We start from the raw sequence: 12,738 nt of genomic DNA on the forward strand, positions 1-12,738 counted from the left end.
ATTTTGTTCTGAACTCTTTCTAGACATTTATTAACCCACCTTATATATTAGTATTTTCAATAATTTCAATTACTTTTAATACTTTTCTGTTAAAGCATATTTAACTCTTTTATTTATATAAAAAAACATAACCTGTAATTAATTCATTTATCATTATATTTATATTATATTTATTTTTAGTTTTGGAAAATGGCGATATATACTATTACTTGTTATGTAACCTTTCAAGTCCTTAATTAATTAATTCTTCCTTTGACTCATCTTCCTATCCTCTAAAATCCCTTTTCTTTATATATTATAAGGGTTATTTTGTATATAAGCAAGAATTCTTATACTTATAATGTTGCATTCTAAACATTTTAGGTTTAAGTTTATATTCTTCTAAATATAAAAATTAAATCATCATTTCTTTATATGTTACCTATTAGATTCTTTCGAAAATTCTATTACCCACAATATAATTGATGGTATAAAAACAAATATTATAGCTTTCCATTCAAATACTTTAAACAACTTATTCATCATAAAAGAATAAGAAATAATAAAAATAAAAGTTAGTAATAAACTATTAACCTTGCCTTGAAGAAAATTAAATATCTTAAAACCAAGTAATAAAAATAAAATCATTAAACTTGTAATTATATATTTCAAATTAAACACCTTCCTTTTTATAAATTTTAATTCTTACCTATATAAAAAGGACACTAATTAAAGTGTCCATCTGTTGTAATAGTTTTCAATTTTAGGAGCTGTAAAGAATAAAAAGTATAAAATAGATAATATGATCTCAACTCCAAATACTATTACCTTTGTTGTAATGTTTTGAATTTCAGCGGTATAATGTATAGTATTAATAACTATACTTAATATTATAAGACCTTTAAAAGCCTTATTCATATCTTGTCCAAATTTTCCTTCCTTCTTAATCGCCACCTTAAATATAAAATTTATCATTCCAACCATACAATTAATTAAATTAAAAATAGTTTTCATAACACATCCTCCTTATTTTTTAGTTTTTATATTTTTGTACTAAAAAAGAAGATATGTACTCCAGTATTAATTCCAGACATAAGAAATTTCATCCTATTAAAAATCCTTCCTTTTGAAATTTCCTACCTTTGAAACTAAACTGTTTCTACATCTTCTTACCTGTTTTCTTTATTATATTTTATAATAGATTAATATAAATGATTTATTACTATTCATTGTCCTATGAACGAAAAAATTCCTACACAATTAAGTATAGGAATTTCTTTTCTAAAAAACTAAAGTTAGAATAAGGGAGGAAAGTGTTACATTAATTATAATACTGTAGCTTTTTATATTTATAACTCTATTTTATTTTTTTATGTTCTACCCCTGCTCTATACTCTTCTATTAAATTATCAGTTTCTAAAATCATGTCATATTGCTTCTTGAAATCTTGATCCTCGGTAATATCGTAAAAGAAGTCTGCTTTTTCTTTTAAAGAATAAAATCCCTCTAAGACTTTTGGCTTTATTACCTTTTTTCTTTTTGATACTTTATAATAATACCAAATGGCTCTTTGTCTTTCTATCTCATCAATCAGCACCTTTTCAAAACCATTGTCTTTATAATAATTATCTCTACTATATTTCCCTTTTACTGTTTTAGTTAGATATAATAAGTTTGAATGTTTATTCAAGACTTCATCTAATTTTACTGTTCCTTTAGTAGTTTCTATATACTCCTTATACATTAAATTAGATTTAAATTGTTTGTATATTTCTAATGTTAAATTATCAACATATTCTTTTATGTCATTTAAAACTTCTTCTTTATCTATATTATCATTTATTTTATGTAAGTTCTTATATTGATTTATATCTAATACAGGAAATGGCTTAATAACTAACTTTATTTCAAATAAATTATTTACATCTAAATTAAGGCTATGTTTTTTACTAAGTTTGAAATAGTAGTCTTTTAATTCTTGAATAGTATCATCCACAAGTGTTTTTAAATCTATTTCTTCGCTACCTTTGTAGATAGATATTCTCTGTTTTTTATAATCATTTAATATCATATAGTAATCTCCATCTACAAAGCCAATTGCACTTCTTTCGATTTTTCTCCTTATTAAACCTAATTTGCTTAAAAACAACCTACTATATTTTTTAGGTATATTATGACTTGATCTTATAGAAACAGAAATTAAATTATCTTGAAATGCTTTTTGTATCTCGTAAAAGGTTTTATTGCAGTATTTTTTTATCTCTTCCATTTACTCAACTCCTTTTCAAAATTATATCAAGTTTATAAAGTTTTATACAGAACTTTTTAATAAGCAGGTATGAATATCATTTCTTGACCTGCAATCACTTCATAGTTTTCTTTAGCTATAATGTCCCTTGCTTCATAATTCTTAGTTACTACTTCAAAGTTTATTTTTATTTCTTGTGTAGGCTCTGTTCGACTTATAATATTTTGTAGTTTATCAATTGCTTTATCAAACTGATTTATATAATAATTATCTTCATGTCTATCTCTTTCTGATTGCAAGTTTTTTAGTATTTCTTCTGCTTGATCTTTTGTAGCAATTACTCTAAAATCAGAATGTGATACACCCCTCTTTTTATCATCTAATACCTTTAATATGTAGTCTACTTTTTCTATTTCTTTTGTATAGTGAGCTTTCAATAAAGCTTGTCTGTCTTTTGGGGTGTTTTGTAATTCTTTCTTATAGTTGGTTGTAAGATTGATTTTATTACTATTTAGCTTTTCTCTATAACTTGTGATACTAGCTTTAAATTCTTTTTTCTTTTTTAACTTTTTAAATTCATCTTTTAAATCTTCTTCAGTTTGTATATTTCCTTTCATTATAATATCTACTGGAAGTAATTTAACAACATTATATACACCTTTACTATGTTCTGTGCTTCCACTTCCAGAAAATCGAGTATTGCCATCTATATTGACTTTATACTGGTTTCTTAGTTTTTCTGTTGTTTTAAAAACTCCCTTATCAGTATTTTTAACTTCCTCTATATAACCTCCTGATTTCAATTTATGAAATAAGGTTTGATTTCCAATTTCGATAATTTGGTCTTTTGATAATCTACCTTCTGAATACAAGAAATATCTTGCTACCTTTTCTAAAGTTTTATTATTCCAGTTCAATTTTACACTTGCCTGTTTTCTAGTTTTGGTACTTCTTCTTCTTTTGGACATTTTTTTAAACCTCCTTATAATTATTTAATTTTTAAATTATATGTAAGTATTTCATTTTTATAATGTTAATGCCTTAACTTTATTGACTAATGAAGCTTTTTAGCTTCTTTTATGTTAAAATATAATAAATTATATAAGGGGGTTTTACATATGGACAATAAAATGATTTTTAATGAAGTTGAATATGAATTTAAATTTTTAGATGACAGTAAAGAAGTAATGGAAAGTTATGGTATGACAATAGAAGATATAAAGGATGCCTTTTTTAATGATGAAGAACAAAATGAACACTTCTCAGGATTGTCATTGGATAGTTGTGGCTCGTTTGTTTATTCTAATACAAAAAATCGTACATTTGTAATTAATAAAGATCATACTACACTAAATATACTTAAAGTATGGTAATATGAAAACTCCAGACCAAGAAGGACTGGAGTCTTTTTATCTAAAAACCATATCTATATAAGATATTTGAAACAATTGTATAAACATCAGTATAATTCAATTTTCTTTTTATCATATCTCTACCACATCCTTTGAAACAGCTCATAAACATACTATTGTATTTTTTTCTATAGTAGCTAAGTTCTTTATTAAAATCTCTTACAAGAGCTTTTTGATATTTCAGAGGTATATGTTTATCAAAAGTTAATGTTATATAGGACCTACCATCAGCTCCATTGAAATATTTTTCCCTATCAAAAAACATTTCTATTTTTCCCTGTTCTGTACCAGAGTCGACTGTTCTTAGGTGTATATATGATAAGTAAGGAACTTCACTTTTAACAGTTAGCTTTTTTATTTTTATAGAAGATTGTTTTAGGTTGAAAACTTCTACTCCTATCCTATACCCTTCATTGTATTTAATGTTAAATATCTTTTTTTCCTCGCTTGGAAAAAAAGTAACATCTAGGGCTTGGCTACTATTTTCACATTTTACAAAAGAAAAAGCACAAATTGAAACAGTAGTATCATCAAATACTGGCTTTTCAAATACCTTGAATTTCTTAATCTTAAATTTAGATAGAAATCTTTTTCTAAATTCATCATCTGTATCACAAATGAAGTTTAAAGGAATTATTAGTATTCCTCCTTCAGCTTCTAACATTGTAAGCATTGATGCTTTATATAAATCCATTACTTTGTATTTTTCAAAGATCATTCTCTCTTTTGTTCTTGTTTTATGAAGATATGGGGGATTAGTGAAAACCCATTTACCTTCATAATCTGGTGGATTTAAAATACTATTTCTTTTTTCAGTTTCAGGGTTTTTAGGATCTAAATCATATGCTTCAACTTTGTATTTATCTTTAACAAGATTTAATAAATCCCAATTACCAGCGAAAGGTTCTACAATTGTAGCTCCTTCTGGGAAAATATCTAACAAACCTTCTGTAATATATTGAGCATTTGTTGTATAAAATTGACCTAATTCTTTTTTCTTATTCACAGTACCATCTCCCTATCGTTTTGATAAGGAAAAGATAACAGTAAATAAAATATACATTTCTGTTAAAACAGAATAATTATCTGAGGTTATTTTTGAATTGTTTTTGAACTTATTTTGACTTTAACTTTTGAAATATTTTTGAAGCATTTTTGAGGTTTTAAAAAGGCAGGATAAACGGACAGTCCATTCTTCTAGCAAAAGGGCTGTTTCTATAAATAGTCGTAGACTATTTTAGAAATTTTTTCGACCGAAACGAAGTGAAGGAAGAAAAAATAAGCCCCGAAGTTCCCCCGTGGTTTTTGGGGGAACGAAGCCCCTTTAGGGGTTTTGCGTGCAGGGTAGCGACCGTTAGGGAAGCTAGCCTTCCCTTTTTTCAAGTGAAACGAACACCCTTTAGGGTGTGAAGTTGAACGTTAGAAAAAAGGAGAAGAATGGACAAAGTGCAGACCCCTGTTATTCTTCTCCCTCTTTTTCCTACCTCAACTAATTGATACAACTTGCTTGTATCAATATTTTTTACCTCTTTTGGTTGGTGAAACAATAGCCAGTTTTATATTTTATAAAAAATAGTGGTATGAACAAGGGTTAAAATATGAAAAATATCTAGGGATTGCAGTGTAAAATAAGGAAAATTATGAGATAAAAAAAGAAAAATCGTAGGAAGAAAAGGGAGAAATTTTAAGGATTAAATCTTAAAAAACAGGCTTAAAAAAGTAATACAATTGTTCTAAATATTAATTTCAAAAAAATTTCAAAATCTTTTTCAAAACTTTTCAAAAAATCTTCAAAACCTTTTCAAAAAATCGTGTTATATACAATATACATAGGAAGTATATACATAAAAAATATTAATATCTAAATACAAAATAATCTTCCCAATTTTATATATAACTGTTATATATAAAATATATATAACAATTTAGGATCAAAAAAATACACTTGAAAAAGTGTATTTTAAAAAGGTATATTTAAATGAATTAATTAAGTGAAGCTTTGATATTAAAAAGGAATTAATTCTTCATTTTTAAGATAACAATATTTTTTAGTTCCACCCTCTGAGATTAAATAATATTGACCCTCGATTATTTTAAACCCTCTTTCTAGGATTTCACCTCTTTGATCTTCAGTAACTGGATGAACATATGTCAAGAATTTCTTTGTATCTTTATTTACTCTTACGATATAATCCTCTTTATTATTTAAATAGTAGATTATTCCTCTAGTTTTCATAATTTAATTACCCCCTTATAATTTTTTATACTATATCTTATTCAAGGGGTTTGTAATTATAATAAAAAACTGTTCTATCATATAGTATATTTCTAAAATAAAAACAACCAAAAAAGGTTCGAAGGTCTTAATGTTATAAAATAAAAAACAAGCCCTGTTTTAGGACTTGCTATTATTTTTAATTACAAATTTAGTTGCTACAAAACCATATATAGTTGATGAAAATATTAGAACTATAGGTTCATAACTCTTGTAATTATTTCTTATATCTAAAAGAACTGTTTTTTGTGTTTCACTTATAGTAGTTAGTTCAAAAATAGATATACAACAACCTACAAATATAAATATTGCAGGAAAAAGAAAAATACCAGAATTTATTTTTTTGTTATTACTACTTGTAAATAATATCGATAAAAAACAAACGAACACAGTTAATAAAGTAAAATTCTTTAGAAACAACTCTACAAAAAACAATTATAAAACCTCCTTTTAAAATTATTATTTATAATAATTAATTTTTCAAGGTTTTATAATAAAGCATTGTCTTATTCTTTACTTTTAGAAAAGAAAATAAATACAAATATAAAGGATGAAAAACTAACCATTCCCAATATTAGTGCTTCTGTTGCTTTGCTTTTGGTAATACAAATCATCCAAAAGATAAAAGATATTATACTTATTACTAAGCAAATTAACACTTTGTTTGAAACTTTTTTCACATAAATCCCCCTACAGCACTATAACACAACAATTATAAGAAAGGAATATTTTTACACAAAAAAAGAACCTCCTTTTCAAGACTTGCTTTTTATTTACCAATAACTTCCTTTAAAGGTGAGGATTCACTAACGTGCGTATGTACTAAAAAAAGACGATCATCTAATCGTCCTTTTTTAGTAATTAATTTAACAATAAGTTTTAATCAAATAGATATGCGTCTTCACCAATTGCTTCTTTACCTGTTTTCAATTCAGTAATATATCTTAATGAATTGTTACCTTTGTAATTTACCCTAGTAGTAACTAAGATATATTCAATATCTGATGGATGTGTCTCATTGTAATTAACTTCGATATATCCATCATCTCTTAATGTAATATGTCTATTTTTTCCATTTGTCTCATAAATAGATAGATATTTTCCATCTTTAGTGTTAACCATTATTGTAGTATTAAACTTCATATCTGCTGGCAAATCTGGTTTGTAAAGAACTATTTTAATACTATCTTTATTTTCATTAAGCTTCATTGAATTGTGGAAACCAGCAATAAGCTCAGTTGCTTTTTCATCAGTCAATTTTCCAAATCTTTTATCAACATCTGTTTCTGGATTGAAAACTACCGTTCCACTTTCAGTCTTAATTTTAATACCATCGCCTGTATCAGTTGGAACCTCTGGTGTTGTCATACCTTCTTTAAATATATCTACCATATGATTGTATCCATTACTTGCTTTAGGACCATCATATTTTACTTCATAAGATAGTGCTTCTACTACGAATCTTAAAGGTACATAAGTTCTACCGTCTTTTAAAATGGCTTTAGTATCCATAGTTATAGTTCCATTTTTTGTTTTAACTACGTTTTGACCTATAGTGATAAATACTTCATTATCTATAGATGCAGTTCTTGTCTTGTTATCCCACTCGACTTTATGACCCAATCTTTCACTTATAATACGAAGAGGTATCATAGTTCTGCTTTGGTTATCGATGAATGGATAACCATAATCTGTTGGAATATCTAAAGGCTTTCCATTTAGACTAATCTTAACATTTGTAACTTCTTTCTGATTTTTAGTATCAATGTCTATGGTGTCTTTTCCACTTGCAAAGACAACCATAGAAATTGATAAAATTAGTATAAGTATTATTCCAAGTATTTTAGCTTTCTTCATTTATTTCTCCTCCTTAATCCTCGTTCACGTACATTATACTATCTTCATACTATCTTTAGCAACCTTTTCCAGTCTTTAAAGTTCTAAACTGTCATAGAACTTAATTTTATTCATTAATTCTTCTTCCTCTTTTTCATAATTTACTGTATTTTCACTATTTCTTCTTTTTATCTCTTCTTCTGTAAATTGTTTGTTATCAACTACTGGATCTTCAATTAATATTTCCCTTGTTAATTCTTCAATTATTTCTTTTGTAATATCTTCTTTTTTTGTAGCTTCAAGTTTAATTTTATGTCCGTCTTTTTCTAACTCTACCTCTTGAAATACTCTTAGTATTATTTTTTCTTCACCTTTGACAAGTCTATCCAGATCGAAAAAGTCTGGATTTGACTTTATGATTTCTTTGATATTAAGATCTACATTAATATTACTCAAATTCTCTTTTATCTCTTTGTCTAGTAGTTCAATTGCCTTTAATTTATCTTCTTCTTTACTAAAATCAAAATCTTTAATAATTGTGTTTAATTTATCTACATCAAATAAAGGGTCAGACTTAACAAATCTATCAACTGGAATTGAATCAATAATTTGTTCTTGAAACTTATCACTATTAAAGTATTTTATGATAGTTGTATTATCTAAATCTTCTATAATTAAATTCCAATTTTCTTTAACCTTCTCTTCTATTTTTTCTTTTAAATACTCATCTTCAATAAAATAATTAAAATCTCTTACTCTTCTTATAACAGAATAAGGTGATTTATTTACTCTAATACTATGTAAATATTCTTCATCATTATTGTTGTAAAAGATTTCTTCTTCTAAGTCTTGTTGTTCTAAATAAAGATAAGAAAATAAATCTTCTTCATTAATCTTAACTTCCTGAAGATTAACATTTTTAAATCTTATTGGCTTTCCACTTTCACCTAACTCTACATCATTATTATTTTCTAATTGGTGCAGTAAATAAATTCTTCTTAAATCATTTTTGTTGAAAGAAACATAATTATTTGAATTACCTATTTTATACATTTCCACTCTTATCTCCTCCTTGTTTTTATAATGTTATTTTTCTAACTTCTTAAATCAATTTAATCTAATTTTGTTTAAAAAAATACCTCCGACATATCGGAGGTTAAAAAACCATTCATTTCTAAAACTTTTTTCTGGATTATCGTATCTAGAAAGGTATGAAGCTACTTTCACATCTGCTTTCTAGCACATACGACTTACCTCTCTTTCCAGAATAATTTTTTGGGCTAGGTTTTAGTCAGACCTAGCAAACTCTAGCCCTTTTAATCAAAGGGCTAAACTTTCCAACTTGATGAGTTCTTTTACAATTTTAATCTGTTCGACCTCTTAAATTCCTAGTCTGTTTATTTTAAACTCTCTATATTATAATGTGCAACTCTGAAAATATAACAAATAATTGTCTTATACCATAATTATTTGTTGATAAAGCTCTTTATTGTTATAATTAATCTTATTTAAATACTTTCTCTTATCTGATATAGAGTTAAATCTAATTATTTCAAACTCATTAATTTTATCACTCTTATATAAATACACTCTTTCCGTAAAAATATCTGAAACACAAATAAAATTTTTAAATGTTTCTAATACGATATATATTCCATCTTGATTTGATAGGAAATCCCCTACCCTAAAATTACTATTCTTTTCTATACTGCTAAATAGCGTCTTGTTAAAAATATCTTCCTCATACAGTGTTAATTCTTTAAACATTTTTATCACCTTCCTATTGTTTTTAAATTTCTATTTTTAGCATTATAAATTTTAATAAATAAATTATTCATAAATCACTAACTAAAGAGCCTGAAAAGGCTCTTCATCTTAAACATTTAATCTTATAATAAATATATTCTCTTCTTCATTGTAGAAATTTTCTGCTATAGTGACTATCTGTATTGGTTCGTTATGATTTTTATGTGTAACTACTAAAACCCTCGGTATAACCTCTTTTATCTTTTTATTTTCTACAACTTTAGTTACAACAGAATAAGCTATATCTTGGGGGATTTCTATTTCTAAGTAATTATATTCTTTATACATACTCATCGTGTCTGTTATATCTACAATTAACTGTGTTCCATTTATCTCATACCCCTCAGAAAATACTTTCTTTCTTTTAATAGTTCCATCTTCTTGTTTTAAGTTACTGTAAATTGAAACTTTTCTTGTATAGTAAAATAGAGGAATAAATGGTATTTTAGACATAAATGGTAATTTATGTGCAACTACAGAAAATAGTATATATAATATAACTATAATTGATATTGTTGTGATAATTATAATTAATATTGTTGTGATAACTTTCTTAGGTACTTTATCTTTTGGCAGGATTGGTTTATCATTAGGTTTATTTGGATTGCTTGGGTTGTCAGGATTATTAGGAGTGTTTGGATTCTCTGGATTTTCTGGTACCTCTGGTATCTCTGGTATTTCTGGTTCTTCTGGAGTAGGTGGTGTTATATCATCAACAATTGATATAACGTATCTTTCCTCTGTGTGGGGAATATAGTGAATCGTCTCGGGATTTTTAATTATTTCTGATGAAATTTCGTGATACATTGCACTTATTACTAAATAATCATTACTGATTATAGCTTCTTTAATTTCACCTTTCATCCACTCTGGGTGTATCATCACATCATCTTGATACCTTGAAAAATATGTAATTACTTCTTCTTTATTTCCTCCATAATGAATATCTATATTTCCCATTCCCACGTGTACATCTCTTAACCAAAAGAGACCATTCTTATCTTGTAAGTTGAACTGATAGTCAATTTTATCCTTGATTTCTTTAAGGATTTTAAATACCTTATCAGGTTCATTTCTATTTATTATATAATCAAGATTATCTATACTTCCTCCTGCTAAATAACAAATTACATAATCATTCTTCTCTTTATATAATTTATAACCTGTCCATGTGTTGACTAGTGCAGTTCCATTAGTAGATAATTTTAATTCATTAATTTCATCTGTATTAAATCCTAATTTCTCCATACCATTAAGATTATTTACTCTTTCTACTTTTACACATCCAATATGAGATTCTTCATATTCTCCTATCTCTACTGGCTTTAATTCCATCCTCTCAGGCTTATTTTTTGTATCCAAATATAGAATATAATTATTATTGCTTTTTTCTATCATAAAGCCTTTATCACTTATAAAACCTTGAGTATCTAACAATTCTTTATTAGTTGCTGTTATTTGTCTAGAATCTGATACATCATTTAATGTATAAGAATTTATTAAATAACCTTCATCTGCTAAGTATTGTACTAATTCTTCCAAATTGTTAAACCAAACCGTTATCTCATATATATTTTCATCTCCAAAAACTAAGCTGATATTACTTAATATAAGCAATACTGTTAATAAAAATATTGTTTTTTTCATTTTTATTGTCCTCCTTCTATGAATTTTTAATTTTTATATAAAGTTCTTTTGTTAAATCTCCTATTCCGACAAATAACCTCTTTAAAAATGTAGCTACGATTTTTAAAAGATTTATTACAAAGTTACTATATTCGATAAATGCAGTATAAAGGTCTTTTCCATTTATATAAGCCATTAGTAAATTGAGCAATAAACTTACAAATAATGAAACAGCGATAGCAATGAATAACCTTTTACTTCTATTCCAAATTGTTGATAAAACTGATCCATTTATTACTGTCCCAGAGTGTTTAGTCTTCTTCTCTTCAATGTCTAGTTCTCTTTCTCTTATTTTTCTCTCAAATTTTTTATCATCTTGTCTTTCTTTTTCTTTCTGTAGCTCAATTTCTCTTTTTATCTTTTCTTCTTGCTCCTTTAGTTTCAACTCTTCTTTTCTTTCTCTTTCTCTTTCTTTATTCAATTTTTTGATTTTATCTAACTCTTCCTGTAGCTTTATAAGTTCATCTTGTTTATCACTATTTCCAAGGTCTATGTCGTTATTTAATTTTACTTCTTCAATTAATAGCTCTTCTTCAAGCTTTTTCAATTGTTTATCTAAATTAGAACTACCCTCTTTGACTATATCCGTCAAGTCTATATCTTTTTTATCCATTTTCTTAAGTTTTGACCTTTTAATTTTAGGTGATTTTTTTATGTTAGTATGATTTTTAATATCATCTTCTTCTAGCTCTTTCTCTTTATCATTTTTCTTCTTAAATATTGTCTTTTTAGATTTAGATGTTTTTTCTATATTGCTATAATCTTTAATATTTTTTTCTTCATTTGATAAACTATCTTTATACTCTTCTATATCTTTTCCAAATATTTTTTTTGGTTTAGTAGGTTTAGCGTTGTTAAATATATCTTCTATATCAAGATCATTTTCATCTTCAACTGCTTCATCTATAACTTTTTCTTCAGTCTCTTTAGGCTTGTCCCTTTTTATAATTCCAAAGGGATTCCTTACTCTAACTTCTTTTTCTTCTTGTTGTTCAGACTCTTCTTGGTTTTCTTTTTCTTTATCTTCTTCACTTTCAAACAATAATTCATCATAATCATCATCTTTTAGCCTAGGTAATAAGTGAATTACATCTTTAATAGTATTTTGTTTATCAACTAATTTTGCAATTTCTTCTATATGTATACTTGTTCCAGCTATTATGTCAAAAACAGAATATCCTACTAATGTTGCTAATAATTTATCTCCTGGCTTTCTATTTTTAGCTATAAAAATAATTCTTGTATTAAAATGTTTTTTTATTAAGTATATTGTTTGAAGGATATCATCATTTCCTTTTAATGTTTCCCTCAATATAACAACTGTTGGATTATTATTTTTAATTTTTTCTAAAATATGTTCTCTTCCTTTATGGATAATTACATCATCACAAACTACATGATTTGCATTATTTGTTTTTATGGCTTTTCTTAATAATTCTTCAGCATCTTCCATTCCAATCCCAAGTAAAACTTTTTCCATTGTTCTTCTCCTCCTT

General features: G+C 26.1%; 13 protein-coding genes. 1 reads left to right on the top strand and 12 read right to left on the bottom strand.

Annotation, left to right across the window (positions count from 1 at the left end; all coding sequences use genetic code 11):
- Positions 1–708 precede the first annotated feature (708 nt).
- From ABWP20_RS12280 to ABWP20_RS12290, 3 genes are all read right to left on the bottom strand, one after another.
- Positions 709–993, bottom strand: a complete 285-nt coding sequence (locus ABWP20_RS12280) for a hypothetical protein (RefSeq protein WP_353096106.1) — start codon at positions 991–993, stop codon at positions 709–711.
- 343 nt (positions 994–1,336) lie between these two features.
- A complete protein-coding gene (locus ABWP20_RS12285; RefSeq protein ID WP_353096107.1) occupies positions 1,337–2,248 on the bottom strand; it encodes a hypothetical protein in 912 nt (303 codons plus the stop codon).
- 56 nt (positions 2,249–2,304) lie between these two features.
- The gene (locus tag ABWP20_RS12290; protein WP_353096108.1) at positions 2,305–3,195 is read right to left on the bottom strand and encodes a hypothetical protein; all 891 of its coding nucleotides are present in this window, start codon (positions 3,193–3,195) and stop codon (positions 2,305–2,307) included.
- 150 nt (positions 3,196–3,345) lie between these two features.
- Here ABWP20_RS12290 and ABWP20_RS12295 point away from each other — a divergent pair, with 150 nt between their 5' ends.
- Positions 3,346–3,600 (top strand): hypothetical protein, encoded by a 255-nt coding sequence (locus ABWP20_RS12295; RefSeq protein ID WP_353096109.1) that lies wholly within the window; start codon positions 3,346–3,348, stop codon positions 3,598–3,600.
- Between the two features lie 40 nt (positions 3,601–3,640).
- Here ABWP20_RS12295 and ABWP20_RS12300 read toward each other — a convergent pair whose 3' ends face one another.
- The 9 genes from ABWP20_RS12300 to ABWP20_RS12340 all read right to left on the bottom strand — a co-directional run bounded on the left by ABWP20_RS12300 (position 3,641) and on the right by ABWP20_RS12340 (position 12,722).
- On the bottom strand, positions 3,641–4,645 hold the full coding sequence (locus tag ABWP20_RS12300) for a hypothetical protein (RefSeq protein ID WP_353096110.1): 1,005 nt from the start codon (positions 4,643–4,645) through the stop codon (positions 3,641–3,643).
- Between the two features lie 999 nt (positions 4,646–5,644).
- Positions 5,645–5,875: a hypothetical protein gene (locus ABWP20_RS12305; RefSeq protein WP_353096111.1), complete on the bottom strand. Its 231-nt coding sequence runs from the start codon at positions 5,873–5,875 to the stop codon at positions 5,645–5,647.
- 159 nt (positions 5,876–6,034) lie between these two features.
- Positions 6,035–6,349: a hypothetical protein gene (locus ABWP20_RS12310; RefSeq protein WP_353096112.1), complete on the bottom strand. Its 315-nt coding sequence runs from the start codon at positions 6,347–6,349 to the stop codon at positions 6,035–6,037.
- A gap of 71 nt (positions 6,350–6,420) precedes the next feature.
- A complete protein-coding gene (locus ABWP20_RS12315; RefSeq protein ID WP_353096113.1) occupies positions 6,421–6,594 on the bottom strand; it encodes a hypothetical protein in 174 nt (57 codons plus the stop codon).
- A 199-nt stretch (positions 6,595–6,793) separates the two neighbouring features.
- Positions 6,794–7,771 (bottom strand): stalk domain-containing protein, encoded by a 978-nt coding sequence (locus ABWP20_RS12320; RefSeq protein WP_353096114.1) that lies wholly within the window; start codon positions 7,769–7,771, stop codon positions 6,794–6,796.
- Between the two features lie 75 nt (positions 7,772–7,846).
- Positions 7,847–8,809: a hypothetical protein gene (locus ABWP20_RS12325; protein WP_353096115.1), complete on the bottom strand. Its 963-nt coding sequence runs from the start codon at positions 8,807–8,809 to the stop codon at positions 7,847–7,849.
- A 396-nt stretch (positions 8,810–9,205) separates the two neighbouring features.
- Positions 9,206–9,517: a hypothetical protein gene (locus ABWP20_RS12330; RefSeq protein ID WP_353096116.1), complete on the bottom strand. Its 312-nt coding sequence runs from the start codon at positions 9,515–9,517 to the stop codon at positions 9,206–9,208.
- A 108-nt stretch (positions 9,518–9,625) separates the two neighbouring features.
- A complete protein-coding gene (locus ABWP20_RS12335) occupies positions 9,626–11,203 on the bottom strand; it encodes a hypothetical protein (protein ID WP_353096117.1) in 1,578 nt (525 codons plus the stop codon).
- Between the two features lie 16 nt (positions 11,204–11,219).
- Positions 11,220–12,722 (bottom strand): hypothetical protein, encoded by a 1,503-nt coding sequence (locus ABWP20_RS12340; RefSeq protein WP_353096118.1) that lies wholly within the window; start codon positions 12,720–12,722, stop codon positions 11,220–11,222.
- Between the last annotated feature and the right edge of the window lie 16 nt (positions 12,723–12,738).

It is taken from the genome of Tissierella praeacuta, from assembly GCF_040396155.1.
In the GTDB taxonomy this organism is placed as follows: Bacteria; Bacillota; Clostridia; order Tissierellales; family Tissierellaceae; genus Tissierella; species Tissierella praeacuta_A.